The organism is Flavilitoribacter nigricans DSM 23189 = NBRC 102662, assembly GCF_002646595.1.
GTDB classification, from domain to species: Bacteria; Bacteroidota; Bacteroidia; order Chitinophagales; family Saprospiraceae; genus Flavilitoribacter; species Flavilitoribacter nigricans.
Map to the genome: position 1 here is coordinate 1 of NZ_PDUD01000063.1, position 17053 is coordinate 17053.

General features: G+C 53.5%; 12 protein-coding genes. 1 reads left to right on the top strand and 11 read right to left on the bottom strand.

From position 1 onward, the window contains the following. Nucleotides 1-558: 558 nt before the first annotated feature. The 9 genes from CRP01_RS38760 to CRP01_RS38800 form a co-directional block, all read right to left on the bottom strand. A complete protein-coding gene (locus tag CRP01_RS38760) occupies nucleotides 559-1842 on the bottom strand; it encodes a Gfo/Idh/MocA family protein (RefSeq protein WP_099155487.1) in 1284 nt (427 codons plus the stop codon). Nucleotides 1843-2064: 222 nt separating this feature from the next. Further along, on the bottom strand, nucleotides 2065-2826 hold the full coding sequence (locus CRP01_RS38765) for an SDR family NAD(P)-dependent oxidoreductase (protein ID WP_099155488.1): 762 nt from the start codon (nucleotides 2824-2826) through the stop codon (nucleotides 2065-2067). 103 nt (nucleotides 2827-2929) lie between these two features. Next, nucleotides 2930-3838: a helix-turn-helix domain-containing protein gene (locus tag CRP01_RS38770; protein WP_099155489.1), complete on the bottom strand. Its 909-nt coding sequence runs from the start codon at nucleotides 3836-3838 to the stop codon at nucleotides 2930-2932. Nucleotides 3839-3872: 34 nt separating this feature from the next. Further along, the gene (locus tag CRP01_RS38775) at nucleotides 3873-4325 is read right to left on the bottom strand and encodes a DinB family protein (protein WP_099155490.1); all 453 of its coding nucleotides are present in this window, start codon (nucleotides 4323-4325) and stop codon (nucleotides 3873-3875) included. Nucleotides 4326-4366: 41 nt separating this feature from the next. Continuing rightward, nucleotides 4367-4855 carry a hypothetical protein gene (locus tag CRP01_RS38780; protein ID WP_143473732.1) on the bottom strand — a complete coding sequence of 163 codons (489 nt, stop codon included), beginning with the start codon at nucleotides 4853-4855 and terminating at the stop codon, nucleotides 4367-4369. Between the two features lie 6 nt (nucleotides 4856-4861). Further along, nucleotides 4862-5929 carry a ribosome small subunit-dependent GTPase A gene (gene rsgA, locus CRP01_RS38785; RefSeq protein WP_099155492.1) on the bottom strand — a complete coding sequence of 356 codons (1068 nt, stop codon included), beginning with the start codon at nucleotides 5927-5929 and terminating at the stop codon, nucleotides 4862-4864. Nucleotides 5930-5933: 4 nt separating this feature from the next. Beyond that, a complete protein-coding gene (locus CRP01_RS38790; RefSeq protein WP_099155493.1) occupies nucleotides 5934-6518 on the bottom strand; it encodes a DinB family protein in 585 nt (194 codons plus the stop codon). Nucleotides 6519-6603: 85 nt separating this feature from the next. Then, nucleotides 6604-7437 carry a DUF2306 domain-containing protein gene (locus tag CRP01_RS38795; protein ID WP_099155494.1) on the bottom strand — a complete coding sequence of 278 codons (834 nt, stop codon included), beginning with the start codon at nucleotides 7435-7437 and terminating at the stop codon, nucleotides 6604-6606. Between the two features lie 146 nt (nucleotides 7438-7583). Beyond that, entirely contained in the window at nucleotides 7584-8174 is a 591-nt protein-coding gene (locus tag CRP01_RS38800; RefSeq protein WP_099155495.1) for a TlpA family protein disulfide reductase, read from the bottom strand. 58 nt (nucleotides 8175-8232) lie between these two features. Here CRP01_RS38800 and CRP01_RS38805 point away from each other — a divergent pair, with 58 nt between their 5' ends. Next, nucleotides 8233-8475 carry a hypothetical protein gene (locus tag CRP01_RS38805; RefSeq protein ID WP_099155496.1) on the top strand — a complete coding sequence of 81 codons (243 nt, stop codon included), beginning with the start codon at nucleotides 8233-8235 and terminating at the stop codon, nucleotides 8473-8475. Between the two features lie 40 nt (nucleotides 8476-8515). Here CRP01_RS38805 and CRP01_RS43610 read toward each other — a convergent pair whose 3' ends face one another. Next, nucleotides 8516-12583, bottom strand: a complete 4068-nt coding sequence (locus tag CRP01_RS43610) for a DUF7948 domain-containing protein (RefSeq protein WP_099155497.1) — start codon at nucleotides 12581-12583, stop codon at nucleotides 8516-8518. A gap of 705 nt (nucleotides 12584-13288) precedes the next feature. Further along, nucleotides 13289-16942, bottom strand: a complete 3654-nt coding sequence (locus CRP01_RS38815) for a family 78 glycoside hydrolase catalytic domain (protein ID WP_099155498.1) — start codon at nucleotides 16940-16942, stop codon at nucleotides 13289-13291. Nucleotides 16943-17053: the final 111 nt, after the last annotated feature.

The following is a 17053-nucleotide window of genomic DNA, read 5'->3' on the forward strand; positions in this document are numbered from 1 at the left end:
CAAATACAAATCAGCATAATTTTTTCACTCTTTTGCTTGCATGGGAACACAGTTCATCCTGAATTTTTTCAGGACTCAAAAATAATCTCGTAGCGGTTAAACATTCGTAGAAAAATAGTAGAATTCCTGGTTTCGACCTCAGCGAGGTAGTGTGTACAATATAGCACACTAATCATGCGGTATTTTTTAAATTTCTCCGTACTTTTTTACGCCAAAAAAGTACCCAAAAGGCCGGGCAAAATTATCCCTCCCACGAAGCAGGCACCCACACCCACCATTTTGCCCGCTTCCCAACCCGCACCACGACATCTGATTGCACTAAGTCGAACGAAAAGTATTGATAAAAAATGCACGCAATTTCTACCCCGCAGATTGTACACCCTACCTCAGCGAGGCCGCACAACATGGAGCAATGTGGTAAATGTGCGACCTTCCTGAGGTCGGAAAACGCTTATCTAGGCTAAATTCTACGAATATTCGACCTCTCTGAGGTCATACACCGCCTTTTATAAAATCCGGGGTGATTCATGTCCCCTATTTTAAATTTTCCGAAGCTTTTTAAAAAGAACTCCGGTTCTTCTTTTTCCGTAGTTTATTGGCTTCCTTGTCCTTGATGAATTTTTCCTTTTTAGGATCCCACTGCAAGGGCCGATTCAGCCAGTAAGCAATATTGGCCAGATTGCAGACCGAAGCGGATCGGTGCCCCGTTTCCACATCACAGATCGGCTGGGTCCGGTTTTTGATCCCATTCAGCCAGTCCGTGTAGTGGTTGTCACTTACGTACAGTTTATCGTCACTGGCTTTCAACTCCGCCGTAACGATATTCTCCGGCGTACTTTCCAGAAACTGACGACTCACATCGATGCTGCCTTCGGAGCCGATAAAACGCACCGCCCATCCCCGACCGAAATCTTCGTGGACCATCTCCACGCCGTTCGCGTAACGCATCTTCAGGCCACGTACCGCTTTGGGATCTTCCGGCGGGATAAATTCTACCGGACCGGTATGATCCATACCCAGTCCCCACTGGGCGATATCGAACATGTGAGCGCCCCAGTCGCAGAGAATGCCACCCCCTACTTCTTTGAAGAGTCGCCAGTCGGGCCAGAAATCCACATCATTGCTGGAGGGAGCCAGGCGATGGTTGTAGGCCAGCATGGGAGCCGGGCCGCACCAGAGGTCCCAGTCCACTTCCGCGGGTTTAGGTTCGGCGGGCAGGTCGTAGTCCCGGGCCGGGTCGCCCACATTAACCAGTACTTTTTCGATCTTTCCGAGGTAGCCGTTCCGCACCAGCTGGCAGGCTTTTCGGAAACCTTCCCGCGACCGCTGCATACTACCGGTCTGGACGATGCGACCGGTCCGTTTGGCCGCTTTGGCCATTTCGCGGCCTTCCGCAATCGTATGGGTCAGCGGTTTTTCACAGTAGACGTCCTTGCCGGCTTCCATAGCGGCGATCGAGGGAATAGCGTGCCAGTGATCCGGCGTGGCGACGATCACAGCGTCGATATCCGGCCGGTCGATCAGTTGCTGGTAATCGCGGTAGACATCCACCCCTTTGAAATCAGCTTTCTCACGGTGCTCGGCGTAAACGGAGGATACATGATCCTGGAACCATTTCATTTTGGTGGTCCAGACATCGCAACCGGCCACGATCTGCGCTTCGGTCTGCTGCAGAAAACGCGAGGCCAGGCCTCTACTTTGTTTCCCCAGTCCGATCATACCGATGTTGATCTTATCGCTGGGCGGCACAAAGCCTTTACCGAGTACGTAGCGTGGAACAATGGAAATAGCGCCGGCAGTCAAAGCCGTCTGTTTGAGGAACTTTCGACGGGAAAGGGCCATAATTGTTGATTTTTTCGTTTTGAAGGATTTTTAAAGGTAAACATCTTCCGGCGGAATGGTGAGTATTTGGGAGAGATTGTTTGCGGGGTTGGTTACCGGGCGGCAGGAGACCGGATAGCATCCGGGCAGGCAATTGTAATCACTGGAATACCCTGATACGAATATGGCCGATCCAGTAAACTACCGGATCGGCCATATCCCAATCAATACTCATCAAACAACCTACAGCATCATCCCCCCGGAAACCTCGATCCGCTGACCGTTGATCCACCGACCTTCCTCCGAGCACAGGAAAGCCACTACCCCACCGATATCTTCCGGCAGGCCGGCCCGGCCGAGGGCAGTTACCGAAGAAACGAACTGATTGACCTGCTCGTTATCCCGTACGGAGCCGCCGCCGAAATCCGTTTCGATTGCGCCTGGAGCGACAATATTAGAGCGGATCTGTCTTGCGCCCAGTTCTTTGGCCTGATAACGCGTCAGGGTTTCCATGGCGCCCTTCATCGCTCCGTAGGCCGCATAACCCGGGAGGGCAAAACGGGCGAGACCACTGGAAATGTTCACAATAGAACCTCCATTGGCCAGGATCGGCAGAATCTTCTGGGTAAGCAGATAGGGCCCTTTGAAGTGAATGTCGAAAAGCTGATCCAATTGTTCCTCGGTAGTTTCCGGAAAGGAAGCGTACACTCCGATGCCGGCGTTATTCACCAGATAATGGAGTTTTTTAGTGCCGAAAACTTCCTGCAATTTGGTTTGGACCTGGCTGACAAAAGCATCGAAGCTGCCCGCCTCTGCGACGTCCAGTTGAAAAGCAACGGCTCGTTGTCCCAGTTGCTCCACCTCCCGGACTACGGCCTCGGCTTCTTCCTGCTGACTGCGGTAAGTGAGCACTACGTCCTTTCCCTGCTTCGCCAGATGCAATACCATGTTCTTTCCCAGTCCCCGACTACCTCCGGTTACCAGGGCTATTTTACTTTGACTCATCTTTTTTATTTTTTTAATCAGTAATGAGTACAAAAGTAAAGGCCTACCACCGCCAGGGGTTTGCAAACATCAATGGCTTATTTGCAAAAATCAAATGATGTTCCTATTGCCGGAAGGCCACCGGCGTAAAGGAGGTATGTTTTTTGAAAAAATTGGAGAAATGCGCCACTTCACCGAAGCCCAGGGCGAAGGCGATCTCGGAAACATTCCAGTCGGTCTGCTTCAGCAGGATCTTGGCCTCCTTGATAATCCGGCCGCTGATGATGGCCGATGTGGTCTTGCCGGTAGTTTCCTTGAGTACCTGGTTGAGGTGATTGACGTGTACTGCGAGTCGATCCGCGTAGGCAGCCGCGGTGCGCATCTGCAGCCGTTGCCGGGGAGATTCAATTGGGAATTGTCGTTCCAGCAGTTCCACGAACAGAGATGTGATCCGGGTAGATGCATTCTGGGTGGAATGCGTGGCCGACATCGGCTGCAGCTTTTGCCCGTAGTGGATCAATTCCAGGGTATAATTGCGCAGCAGATCGTATTTGTAGATGTAATCCGAGGCCAGTTCCCGGTGCATTTTCTGAAAGATCGCATCGATCTCTTCGGCCTGTTCTTCCGACAGCTGGAACACCGGGTAGCCGCCGGGAGCGAACAAAGGCAGGTCATCCAGTTGGATGCCGCTTTTATCTTTGGCCAGATAGTCGCCGGTGAAAATACAGAAGGAACCGGACTGATCCTCATCCTCCGGCACATAGTGATAAGGCACCTTCGGCGTAGCGAACAACAGGGCATTCTTCTCGATCTCAATGGTCTTATCCGCGTATTCGGCGCGATTGCGTCCCCGGATGAGACTGATCTTATAGTAAGCCCTGCGGTTGTACGGCATCACCGGTTTGCCTTTGCTGGCCGCCATCAACTCGTCGATCTTAAACACATTGAAGTGTCCGATCTCCCGGCCGATGTCCTCCGGCACAAAAGATCGGGTCTCTTCGTAAAACTGTTCCAGAGTTGATATCTTATCCATAACCTTCAAATTGTAAAATTCAAAGGTAATACTTTTAGTCCAGTAATCGACGGTGATAATTGACCTGCCCGAGGTGATAGCCCAAATGGGTAGCCAAATGCACGAGGAAGTACTGGACAGCGGTCTTTTCACGGAATACCAGCAGCGGATATTCGGCCTGCAGATCTTCCGGACGGAGCTGATCCAGCGCCCCTTCGATCTCACTAATGGTCAGGTCGATCTCGGCCAGTATCTGGTCACGCGGCACATCCTTCAGGGAGAACTCCTCGTCCCGCTTGCGGATGTAGCCGGTTTTCCCCAGTTCAGCGCCAATGAAGGCCCGTAAATTTCCGATGAGGTGTAGTGCCAGATTTCCCCCGGAATTTTTGATATCTCCTTTTACCAGCCAAAGGTTGGCCTCCGTCTGATAGGCAGTTAATTCCTGTTTCAGGCGGTTAAGGTCTCGCGTAAAAAGGGCCTTGAGTGCGGGAACGACGGTTGTTTGCATGAAGTCAGTGTTTTAGGCGAATATGGGTAATAAATCTCGATTTAAAGTTCGATCTGCTGCTCAGCCAGCAGATAAGGGTACAAAATGTCTTCTATGGAACAAGTGACCGTGTCCGCGGGAAAGATCCGCAGGCGATCGATCCCCCTTCGGATAAAATATTCCCGGTCCCAGGGCGGAGAACAGCCCTTGCGGGTGGGCAACTTATCCTGATGGGCCCGGCTCATGCAGTGTAAATTAGCGATCAGTTGATCGTACTCCGCTTTGGGGATCCGGATCGAATATTTTTCTTTGGGCCTGATGGTATGATGAACCAAATAAACATCCATAGAGTCAAGAAAAGAACTGAATTGGTAAGTAGCCCGGGTCTCGCCGACTAGTCCACCGTACGAAATGGCTTCTATTGTAAAGCGATAATCCGCCAGCATCCGGTCCAGTTCGTCGGGACCAACTGACCTTTCACAAGCTATACTTCCTACGACCAGCAAGGCTACAACCAAAATACGGGACCAAATACGACGGAAAAAGATCATGCTCATTCAGAATTTATTGCGCCGCCGCTCCTCCTGGATCCGTTTGTACAACTTCCCTAATGATTTATCCTTGCGGCGCTGCTCAGCTTTGCTGGCCTCAAAGCGGGCTCTTTCCCGCTGCATCTTTTGAAAATTTTCGTAGGCAGCTTCTTCCAGCTCTCCTGTTTCCAGGGCTTCCAGTACGGCACATCCCTGCTCGTGCTGGTGGGTGCAATTTTTAAAGCGGCAGGCGTCCGCCAGTTCCATGATCTGATCAAAAGTCATCTCCAGTCCCCCGGCAGCATCTGTAATCCCTACTTCCCGCATACCGGGATTATCGATCAGAATGCCGCCCCGTTCCAGCAGAATGAGTTCGCGGTGGGTAGTGGTGTGTTTTCCTTTGCTGACGGCATCGCTGATATCTCCCGTTTTCATCAGATCGGTACCCGCCAGCCGGTTCAGCAAAGTCGACTTCCCGACACCCGAAGAGCCCAGCAAACAGTAGGTCTTACCCGCCTGAATGTAGGGAGCAAGTTCTGCCAGGCCAGTACCCTCCGTATTACTTACCGGTATGACCGGAATGTCGTTGATCCGCCGGGAAAGCCCGGTCAGCAGTTCGGCCAGTGCGGTCTCTTCAATGAGGTCGATCTTGGTCAGCACCACGATCGGTTCTACACCGGACGCGTGGCAAATCGTCAGGTAACGTTCCAGGCGGTTGGGGTTAAAATCCCGGTCTACAGCCTGTACGATCAAGCCGTAATCAATATTGGTGGCAATGATCTGCACCTGGGCGGATCGGCCGGCGGCCTGCCGCTCGATGATGGAACTGCGGGGGAAAATGGCGTGGATCAGCGCTTTATCTTCATCGTATTCCGAGATGGCAACCCAATCACCAACCGCCGGAAAATCGTACCGGCTTTCGGCTGTGAAGCGGAGGTTTCCGATGAGTTCGGACTGAAATTCGCCATCGGTGGTTTTTACCGTATATCTTTCTTTGTGCTCGGATACGATCCGGCCGATGCTATACCCATCCAGTTGACGTTCGCGGTAGTAGGCTTTCAATCGATCGTTATATCCCAGGTCTTCCAGTGTCATGGTTTTAATTTGATTCGTGCGCCCGGGAAAACTCCAGAAACTCCGTCCGGTTTTCTTCCATTTGCTGCAAATGGCGCTCTGCGTGTTTACTGAGGAAATAAATGTATTCGTAGACATTCAGCCGACCGAGTCCGTTGACCGTCATGGTGGTGGTATAAAGCAGGCCTTCTCCGGCATGGAGCCGGTCCAGATAGGTCAGACATTGCTGCAACTGATCGGTCAGTTCGGCTTTTACCGTCAGCTCACTTTTGGTGCCAGTTGGCTCCATGTGTTCCGGCCGGATCCAGTCGAACGATTTGTGCACCCCGATCGCATTGATACGCGCCGGGTCGAAAACGGTTTCCGCCAGCAGCCTGTCCAGCGATAATTCCCGGACATTGCGCAGGGCTTTCCCCGTTCCCTTATCGATCAGGATTAGTAGGAAATGACTGGTCAGTGCAATGTGTTCCAGGATCTCGGCAACGGTCCAGCCCCCGTCTGCGGGTCGGTAAGCTTTCAGCGCATCCGACACCTCAAACCAGTCCAGTACCCGGACGTGGGTACGGATCAGGTGGATCCTGATGTGTTGTATGTAGCTGGCTAATTCCATAAATATCCAACCCCATAACTACCAAAATAATATTTTAATTCCCGATGCGTCGCATTTCTGCAAAATCCGTAAGACCAGCATCGTTTCAGGCACCTGTAAATAGTTCCACGATCGCCGGGCCCCAATAATGCAGCGTAAAGAAGTAAGTTGCGAGGATGAGAAAGGCCGTAGCCACGACCATTCCCGAAGCCGCCAGCCATTTGAGGACGGGCTGTTGGACGAGGCGCTGCCGACGAATGAAAAATTCGGCCACTACCAGATTGGGCAGATAGAAAAAGAAGTCCATAAAGTAATCAAATCCACCGGTGAAGGTGTCCGTATGCCAGAGCCCATCCGTAAACAGGATCCAGAAGCCGTAGTCCATCCGGTACAACCACGATCCGATAGCGAGGGCAAAAAGCCGGATCGCCCAGGCCCGGTGGCGTTCCATACGCCCGGCGCGCGCGTGGCGGATCGTCTCTACCGCAGCCAGGAACATCAGTATTCCGTATCCCGCGAAACCGATGTCCATCACCGTGCCGCCGATGGTACCTTTGACAAATATGAAGACCAGACCGCCTAGAGCGGTCAATAACGAAGCGGTTACATAAAGCCGGCCCAGCCAGCGGTGCAGTGCCGGATACTTTTCCCGGACCTGCCGGAGCAACTGGATACAGCCCAGTACGAGAATGATGCCTCCCGCTGCGAAGTGAATGCCGATCCCGATCGTTGCCGATCCCGTGCGGGTATCGTACAGGCCGGGCAGGATCTCATTCCACTGCTCCGTATTGCCTTTAAGCAAAGCCACAAAATAGAAAGACAGGATAAAGAGCCCGAACAGCAATGCACTGGTCCAGACGGTAGCGACCATAATCCGGCTGATCCAGCGCAGGGCCGTGTCACTTTTCGAATTGGGCGATACCAAAATTTGTTCCGACATAAGGTATAGGATTCTGCAAAATTAAGGAGCCCGACCGATGGCGATCCAGGGCTGGTTCCGGACGATCAATGATACAAAAAATTAATACCAAACTGGAACGTCCCGGTCTCCGGAAATCGTGTGCAGTATCCGCTTTTCCCGATGCGCTACAGTAAGCCGCGCAAAAAGGACCGGAAATCTTCGGTATTGTACTTGGCCATTCCCCGGTGCTCCAGTACGATCCTGCCGGACCGGTCGATCACGAAAGTGGAGGGGATGGTGGTGGCGTCCAGTTCGGGCGGCCAGTTACGCAGTACCTGATAAATGGGGAGCGCAAAGTCTTGCCCTTCCACGTAGGTTTTGGCCTTGGAGAAATCCTTATCGACGGAAAGCATGACAAAAACGACGTCCTCCTCGTCCATATCCCGGTACAACTGATCGATATTCGGCATTTCCGCCAGGCAGGGCGGGCACCAGGTAGCCCAGAGGTTGACGAAAATGACCTTGCCGCGGAACGCTTCCATTACTACCGGCTGACCGTTGACGTCCAGCAGGCCGATATTCAGGTCCAATGGCGGCCGGCTTTCCAGTTCTGCTGCTGCAAGCTGTTCCGTATCCGGGCGAATGAGGCCGGTAGCCAGCAGGGCCCGTTGCAAATAACCGATCGCCTGGGTGTGCAGGCTCGTGGCGTACAACACCAGGGCGATGAGCCCGATAATGCCGAATTGCACGAGCTCCTTTTTTACTTCCTTCTTCATCACTTTAGTTTGCGTCAGGGACCTGTTCTATCAGGTAAACATCCCATAATGGATTTCGGTGGAATCCATTGCCGGAAAATTTAACCGCACAGGCCGCGACGCTTACCTAAGTTTAGTGGATCCGGCACTTTGTGAATTAAAGAATGGCAAATCCAATGGCAATATCAATTCCAATAGTTTAAAATCAGGCAAAAAGGTCAATGACGATGTAAGCTGTTGCCTTTCACTTGCTATTGCAGTTGAAAGTGATATTGCCATTGAAAAAATGCATACCAAATTAATCCCAAACAATTCTACCTAAACAGCAGGAGCAAATGTTTGGAAATTAATTCTACAGCCCACTAGCGTACCACATTCACCTCACCCTGCTCGATGATCTGTTCTCCGCCATCCAGCTGGATCACCAGGTAATAGAGGTACATCCCGGTAGCCACCGGACGTCCCTGGACCGAGCCGTCCCACCACAGTCCCTGATCTCCCAGCGGAAAACCGTTGGCCTCGTACACCTGATTGCCCCAGCGGTTGAAGATGCGATAGGTCTCTACCTGACCGACGATACCGGCGGCGGCAAATACCGCAAAACGATCGTTCACGCCGTCACCGTTCGGTGAGAAGGCATTGGCGATGTAGATCGGACAATCGCCGCGGGCGACATTGATCTGCCGGGAAAGGCTGCAACCGGATTCATCCGAAACCGTCAGCAGATAATTCCCCGGAGCCAGGCCTTCAAATTCCGGAGTGGTCTGTACCGTGGTATCCAGTTGGTAGGTAATCAAGCCGGAGCCACCTCTGGCTATCACTTCCACGCTACCGCTGTTGCCCCGGCAATCGGCCGGTCGGCTGACCACCTCATCGATGACCAATACGCTCAGCGGTGGAATGTTGACTACTTCGGTCACCGAACAGCCGTTTTCATCCTCCACGGTGACGGAGTAGTTTCCGGGCAGCAAATTGGTAAAGCGATTGCTGTTCTGAAAATCCGTTCCGTTAATGGAGTAGGACAACTGATTGCTGGCGCTCACGGCATTCACCGTAATGCTGTTCTGATCAATGGCACAGGCCGCCTGCTCGATGAGTACTTCATCGATCACCGGAGGCTCACCACCACCGGCGAGGGTAGCCGAAGCGGAGATCACGCAGCCGGCCGCATCGCGTACGATGACCGGATAGCTCCCGGCGGGCAAGTTTTCAAAGGTATTGCCGGCCTGGAAGGTCCCCCCGTCGTTGATGGAGTATTCGAGTGGTTGCTGGTCTCCGGAAGCGATGATATTGATGGCCCCGTTTGTTTCACCGCAGTCCGGCGGTACGACCTCCAGGGACGTAATAACCGGCCCGTCGGCGGTCTGCAGACTGATGGTGCTTTCCTTGACACAACCGGAATCGTCCCGCACATAGAGATCATAATTGCCGGCCGTGAGGTCCGGGAAAGTATTCTGCGCACTGTAGGTGATCCCATCCAGAGAATATTCCAAAGTACCCGTACCGCTGGCGTCAACGGTAACCGTCGTACTGTTATCCGCACAGGTCAGGGGCGGAGCATCGATGCTGTTGATCACCGGAGCCCGGTTGACGACAATTTCTACGGTGAAGGTTTCCGAGCAGCCGTTCCCGTCATCGGCGATCAGTTGGTAGGTACCGGCAAAAGCCGCCGTTACATTCGTAATGGTCGGATTCTGTTCGGTGCTGGTGAAATTGGCGGGGCCGCTCCAGTTGTAGTTCATCGCGCCGTCTTCGGCCGTTAGCTGGATGTCCTCCCCTTCGCAGATCGGGCCGTTACCGGAGGCCGTGATATTAAGTGACTGGCAGGGTCCATCGCACTGCGGCACGCCGCTGATCGTAATCGTATCACAGCCCAGACCGGAAGTAAGCTGGAAGGAATAGTCCTGGGCCGCGGGGATCGGGTCCGTGGTAAATATATTGCCGTTGACCGTGCCCGTAGCCGGAGCCACCGGAACGTAACTGAGCGCTCCTCCCGAAAGCTCAACGCTGACGGTGTAAGTCTGGCTGGGCGTATCACAATCCACGGTCGGCGCCGCGGCAGCCAGTGGTTCTACCGTACGAATGAAAGGCAAACCCGTGATCGTACCTTCACAGTCTCCACTGCTTACGGCCGTGATCACTACCGAATCCTGATAATCCGCCGAAGTGAGCGACAGTAAATAAGCAGTATCCGAAGTAGTGACCGGCGATTGTTCGACACCGTCAATGGTGTAAATGAAGGTATAGGGTCCGGCTTCCGAAAAATTCAGTTCCAGCACGAAATCCTGATTGGCGCAGAGATAGCCGCCGTTCGGCACATCCAGCACCGGTTCATTACACGGACCGAAACGCGCCAGAAAGGCATCGGTCCCGCCACCACCAAAGTCCGGCTGGTGGATCGTCCCCTTACTGATATCCTGCATCGAACTGCTGACGCCGGCCAGGAAAACCTGATCGGAAGCGTCCACATCGATGGCATAGGCCTGATCGCTGAGCGCACCACCAAAATATGTGCCTACTTCGCGCATTCCGACGGCATCGAATTTTACCCAGTATCCATCCCAGTCCCCACCGGCGAAAATCGTCTGGTGCGCATCGGCGGTGGCGATCCCATCGGCAGAATTGGTAAATCCGGTCAGATATACGCCGCCATCCGCACCGATGGCGATCCCGTAGCCGGTTTCATCCTGACCACCACCGTAATAGGTACCCCATTGCCGGACACCGCCGGCATCCAGTTTCGCCAGGAAGGCATCGAAACCAACACTTTTGGCAGGTTGATGGGTGCCGGCCGTGGCCATAGCGTCGGCCGAAGTACAGGGCCCACCCAGGAAGATATTGCCCGAGTCATCCAGTTGCAGGGCATCTCCGTAATCGTCGCCGGATCCACCGTAATAGGTGGCCCACTGGCGAACGCCGGCTTCATCGAAAAAAACCAGAAATGCGTCGGCCGTTCCGCCGCCGTAGGTATCCTGATGACTACCGGCGGTAGCGATATTGGTAGTGGAAGAAGTCCAGCCCGATAGCAGGACGTTCCCGCTTGCGTCCGCTTCCAGCTGGAGTCCAATGTCCAGCCCCGCATCGCCGTAGTAGGTGCTCCATTGCAGGTTGCCATCGGTATCGTATTTTGTCAGATAGACATCCTGACCGCTGGAGAAAACGGTCTGGTGGGCCCCGGCCGTAGCGATACCGTCATCCGAATTGGTCCAGCCGGAGATAAAGACGTTGCCGGAGAGGTCCGTCGTCAGTGCATTAGAGAATTCATCCCGGGAGCCCCCCAGGTAACTCGCCCACTGCAGTATCCCACCGGCATTGAATTTGGCAACGTATCCATCGTTCCCGCCGCCGCCGTAGATCTCCTGAGCAGCGCCCGCAGTGGCGATCCCGGCGGTGGAGTTTGTTGCCCCCGTAATGTAAATGTTCCCCTGGGGATCGAGATCGATATTTTGTCCCAGGTCCGTTTCGGTCCCGCCGAAATAGGTACTCCACAAGCGCTGTCCGTCATTATCGAATTTAGCGACGAACGCATCGTAGCCTCCGGCCAGGGTATTCTGATAGGTGCCGGTTGTGGCCACCGCATTCATAGAGTTGCTGGAACCAACGATGTAGGCATTACCGGCAGGATCCAAAACCAGATCGCGACTGCCGTCATCGCCGCTGCCGCCCAGATAGGTCGCCCAGTCTAGATGGGGAATGGGGTCGATCACCAGGGTGCGGTGGATCTCCGCCAGGGGCGCGGAAAATCCCACGATCACCGCTTCCGGCGTACCGGCCAGGATCTGATAGTCGATGTCGACCGACTGCCGGTCATCCGACCAGAAACTGACGGGGATCTCTTCCCGGAGTACGACATCCGCCAGTTGCAGGCGCAGCATATCTTCTTCCAGCGTGAGTGCGGACATACCCGAATAGGCGAGTTGAACGTCGGCCAGACAGGCACCCGGGTGCAGAATAAAATTGTATTCAACCGGTTTGCCGGTAGTGACGGAAGCCAGGAATTCGATGTCGATCCGGGGGTAGATATTGCGGTAGACCAGTTTTTTAAATTGACGGACCTGCTCGGTTCCCGTCGATGGGTAATGGAGCACCTCACCGGTCGGTTCCAGCGCCAGTAGTTCGGCCGCCGGGTTAGCGTGGGAGAAGTTGATATCTACCCGGTGCAGCTTGAAATGGCCGTCCCCCGGCTGGGTTTGATAAGTATCGTAACTGAAACCATCCCGGCGCAACTGTACATTGAGGCCATTGCCCAGCGGCAGCAGATAAAGCACCTCCGGATTGGGCAAACCGTGCTGATCGTGGACCTGTCCCCGGTTTTCTATAAATCCGGCCGTGAGTCCGGGATCAGCAGGCAAATTTTGAGCATGGACAATTGAAGAAGACAGACCGAATGCCATCGCGGCCAATAACAGCAAAACCTTTGCTTGACTCATTTTAAAAGACGTTTGCGGATAGAATAAAGGGATGATCAGCTCGTATTGCCAGTCAACCTGAGAAGAAGAGTAGCTTGATAAGATCCATCAAATACAAGCAATTGAATATATATTGCTTCTTATCACTTAATTAATTCCGGGGTTTCACCTTTTGTTACGGATGCGCAAAGTAAATGAATTTATTGCTACCTCCTCTATTTTTTCCGGCCTATTAAGGGAGCTGACCATATCGTCGTTTCAACGGTAGGAAAACCATTTTTAACGGTAATTCTTCGGCACCGGAATTTTCCGTTCTGACACCTAACAGGGCGTGGCCGCGATCAGCATCCCATGGAAAAACCGGATCGGACGTAAAATGAGGTTACTCTTTTTCGCTGTTTTCGGTGGTAAATAATTCGGATAAGGGAGCAGGTAAATGATTTTGAATCGTGTGAGTGAGAGCCGGTCGCCATCTACAGCAACATGATTCATGCGAATCAGGAGTTAAAAGTCCCGGAGGGACGAGATATAGGTAGCCCGTCCAATAATTTGGGAGGTTCAGCGTGCCGTAGGTACGCAATATGGTTTTACATGGCGTACCTACGGCACGCTAAGCCGGCAAATGGTCATTTTGCTACCTACATTTTGTGCCTAAAGGCACATTGATTACAGGTTTAACTCCTGATTCGCATGATCCATATCTTTAGATCTCGCGGATAAAAAATACTACCGCCGGATCGTAAATTCGTATGTTCCGGACGCCAGTGTCATTTCGAGCCGGTCTCCCTGCAGTCCTTTCACTTCGATCCCTTTAGCTTTTTTCAGTTTTTTCCCCTGCTCCCGTACCTTCTTCGCCGAAGCGGCCGGCAAATAGAGGGTGGCAGTGGTATTTCCCGGAACGCTCACGGTATACGTCCAGGTCTTACCTTCCTGCGACCACGCACTGCGAATGGTACCGTACATGGAATCGTAATAGCCTTCGGCAAACTTCATCTTTCCGGTAGGATCCGGCGTAGGCTGCAGGATAAAATGCTTGAAGCCGGGGCTTTTCGGATCGCGCTGGATTCCCAGGGAATAGTTGTACATCCAGGCTGCTACCGCCCCGAAGGAGTAGTGATTGAAGGAGTTCATGCGGTTATTACCGCCGAAACCGTTCTCCACGGTGTAGGAATTCAGGCGTTCCCAGATGGTAGTCGCGCCGTTGACTACGGAGTACAACCAGGATGGGTAGGTCTCCTGCTGCAACATGCGGTAGGCCACGTCGTCCTCTCCGTTATCCGACAGTGCCTGCATCAGGGAAGCCGTACCGATAAAGCCGGTCATCAGGGAATAGGACGGCCGCCGGACGCCGCTGTCATCGGTATTTTCCCGCTCGATTGCGGCTACCAGATTTTTTACTGCCTGCGGTTTATGATCTTCGTTGAAGATCCCCAAGGCCAGTGGAATGGCGTAAGAGGCCTGGGTATCCACCAATTCCCCTTTGTCGGTTTTGGTTTCTTCGCGCGTTTCACCGGGAGGGGCCAGTCCGGCCGTTACCAGTCCCGATTTGACGGTTTTATGGGATTGCGGATCTACATAAGTGGCATTGAAGAAAGCCTTCCGCTCCTCGTATTGCCGGCGAAATTCCCGGGCATCAGCCGTTTTGCCGAGCAGTTCGGCGGTCTTCGCCAGGATCTCCAGATCGTAGGCGTGGTAGGCCGTCCACAGAAGCGTATTATCGTTCTTGTTGCCTTCCGGACTCAGCCAGTCCCCCAGTGGCCCTTCGTTCAGGATATTGGTCTCTTCATCGATCCGGGTACCCAGATAGGCGACGTAATCCTTCATGGCATCGTAGTGTTCCCGGAGCAGTTCCAGGTCACCGAATTGCTGATAGGTTTCCCAGGCGACCACGATGCCCGCACTGCCCCAGAGGGTACCGCCGAAGCCACCGCCAACCGGGGCCACATCGGTGAAACGGCCGTCTTCCCGCTGAATGTCGCGCATGGCCAACAGGTGCCGGCGTAGGAATTGATTAACCGAAGCCAGATAGGTCGATGCCCGCGAAAAAACACTGATATCACCGCTCCAACCCATGCGCTCGTTCCGGGCCGGGGTATCGGTAGGAATGGACAGGAAGTTGCCACGCATGGACCAGGTGATGTTTTCCCAGAGCTTGTTGACCAGCTCGTTGGAAGTCTCGTAATTGGAAGCCAGTTCATCGATCGAACTGATCACCAGCCCCTGTACGGATTCGAGCGGCAGAGCTTCGTCGATCCCGGTGATCTCCAGGAACCGGAAGCCGTGGAAAGTAAAACGCGGCTGAATGACCTCGGCTCCTCCTTTACGAATGTGTACGTCCTGCGTAAGTGCCGCCCGGATATTTTCCAGCATGATCATACCGATATTGCCACTGTATTCCGGCAGATCCGGATAGCGCACTTCCGCGTAACGAAGCGTCACGGTCTCGCCGGCCGGTCCGGCCGGCAGCTCGATCCGCGGAAAACCGACCATATTCTGCCCCATATCGTAAACGTATACGCCCGGGCGGACCTCCTCTACCGATACGGGCGTCAGGATCTTGGCTATGCCGGCATTTTTACCGACCTGTCCCATGATCTTCAGGTCATCGTAATCAAAGGTGATCTGTCCGCGCCGGCCGGCGTCGAAAGTTCCTATATAGCTGTTGCCTTCGAGCGGCACTTCCACCGCGGCTGTCCAGTCGGCATCATCGTAGGCCGCCGTGCTCCAGCCCTCGATAGCAGCTTCCTTCCGGGCGTCGTATACTTCTCCCTGGAAAAAACTGCCGTAACGAATGGGGCCGTCGTTGAAATACTTCCAGTTTTGATCGTAGGGATTGGAAGCGATCACCTGCTCCGTACCGTCTTCAAAGGTGATGATCAACTGGCAGAGCAAGGACTGGCGATCTCCAAAGAAATTCCAGTTATCTCCCGTATAGGTAATGTTACCACTCCACCAGCCTTCACTCAGCCAGGCCCCCAGAGCATTACCGCCGGAACGCATCAGGTCCGTTACATCGTAGGTCTGGTACATGTGGGTTTTGTTGTACTGGGTCAGTCCGGGATTGAAGTAATCCTCCCCTACCCGCTCTCCGTTGAGATACAGTTCGTAGATACCGCGCGCCGTAGCGTAGAGGCGGGCTTTTTTTACGGTTTTGTTCCCGGTAGTGAATTCCGTGCGGAGCATGGGAACGGCATTGCGACTGGGATCGGCCAGCAAAAGGACGCCGTCCTCACCGCCGTTCAGCTGAAAACTGCCTTCCTCTATTTCCAATCCGGATCCGTTTTTCGCTAATTCGGAAAATGTTCCACGGTAAGCGGCACCGGGTTCTTCGGTATAGATAACATTGGAAGGATAGCGATAATGCCGGATGGCGATATCCGTGAAAGCAGCCTGCTGTCCGGCGGGCAGGCGAAAGCCGATGTCTCCAAGCATGGGAAAACTGATGTAGTCGTGCCCCCGGCCCACCGGGTTAATATTCATGCCGGGCATGGCGAAGGGAGAATCCTGCTGATCGCCTTCGGAGATCATGTCCGCGGGTTCCCGACCATCCAGGAATATTTCAAACAGGCCGAAATTGTTGTCTACATAGAAATGGTGCGCCTCGTATTTATTCCAGTTGCTGATCTTGTCGGCCGGAATGTCGATACTTTTCCAGGGTACATCGGCCCGATCGTCCTCGATGTAACCGACCCGGTAAATATTGAATTTTGCCGGTCCGCTACCGTCGTTCAGGTCCGAAATATCCAGTTCGAAGGCGATGTAGCTTTCGTCCTTCCCGTTTTCGACTGCCTGCATGTTCAGATCGCGGTCCATCAGTCGCTGATCGTTGCCTCCGAACACGAAAGCGGCACGGGTAGATCCGGAAGCGGCATCCAGAGCGAGGCTGTATTCCAGTTTGAATACCGACAGATAATGTGGGTAAAAAACCTGATCATCATCGCGTCCGCCGATCCAGGTAGCTCCGTTCCAGGCCGGGAGCTTCGGATCGCTGTTCATCAGTCCGGTCTCGAACCAGGAGGTATTGCTTTGTTGCGCACCGTCCTGATCCCAGACGGTCACCGTCCAATGGTACTGGGTGGTGGCCTCCAGCGGTTGGCCCTCGTAGTAGATATTCAGCGACTGGTCCGAGCTGACTTTTTCGGAATCCCATACCTCCTGTCGGTTTTCATCCGTTACGACTATGCGATAGGCGGTTTGCCGGTAGCCCCGTTCGGTATCATCGGCCTGCATTTGCCAGCTGAACCGCGGCAGATCTTCATCGATGCCCAAGGGCGTGGTCTGGTATTCTACCTGTAATGCATGGATACTAAAATCAGCCCGTACCGATAACAGGCTACACCCCATTAAAAGTAGGGTAAGAAAGGTCTTGCTTAGTTTCATACTTGTTCGATTTTGCGTCGTGAGGACACATTGTGGGTTTTCGCTACAATAATAAGCATCTTTGGGCATAAGACTGTTCCGGCCCATTCTGATCCGACACCCAATCCTGGG

What these genes read in the sequence shown, in the direction of transcription:
- CRP01_RS38760 (WP_099155487.1), bottom strand. Translation starts at nt 1,842, where the DNA reads ATGGCCCTTTCCCGTCGAAAGTTCCTCAAACAGACGGCTTTGACTGCC.
- CRP01_RS38765 (WP_099155488.1), bottom strand. Translation starts at nt 2,826, where the DNA reads ATGAGTCAAAGTAAAATAGCCCTGGTAACCGGAGGTAGTCGGGGACTG.
- CRP01_RS38770 (WP_099155489.1), bottom strand. Translation starts at nt 3,838, where the DNA reads ATGGATAAGATATCAACTCTGGAACAGTTTTACGAAGAGACCCGATCT.
- CRP01_RS38775 (WP_099155490.1), bottom strand. Translation starts at nt 4,325, where the DNA reads ATGCAAACAACCGTCGTTCCCGCACTCAAGGCCCTTTTTACGCGAGAC.
- CRP01_RS38780 (WP_143473732.1), bottom strand. Translation starts at nt 4,855, where the DNA reads ATGATCTTTTTCCGTCGTATTTGGTCCCGTATTTTGGTTGTAGCCTTG.
- rsgA (WP_099155492.1), bottom strand. Translation starts at nt 5,929, where the DNA reads ATGACACTGGAAGACCTGGGATATAACGATCGATTGAAAGCCTACTAC.
- CRP01_RS38790 (WP_099155493.1), bottom strand. Translation starts at nt 6,518, where the DNA reads ATGGAATTAGCCAGCTACATACAACACATCAGGATCCACCTGATCCGT.
- CRP01_RS38795 (WP_099155494.1), bottom strand. Translation starts at nt 7,437, where the DNA reads ATGTCGGAACAAATTTTGGTATCGCCCAATTCGAAAAGTGACACGGCC.
- CRP01_RS38800 (WP_099155495.1), bottom strand. Translation starts at nt 8,174, where the DNA reads ATGAAGAAGGAAGTAAAAAAGGAGCTCGTGCAATTCGGCATTATCGGG.
- CRP01_RS43610 (WP_099155497.1), bottom strand. Translation starts at nt 12,583, where the DNA reads ATGAGTCAAGCAAAGGTTTTGCTGTTATTGGCCGCGATGGCATTCGGT.
- CRP01_RS38815 (WP_099155498.1), bottom strand. Translation starts at nt 16,942, where the DNA reads ATGAAACTAAGCAAGACCTTTCTTACCCTACTTTTAATGGGGTGTAGC.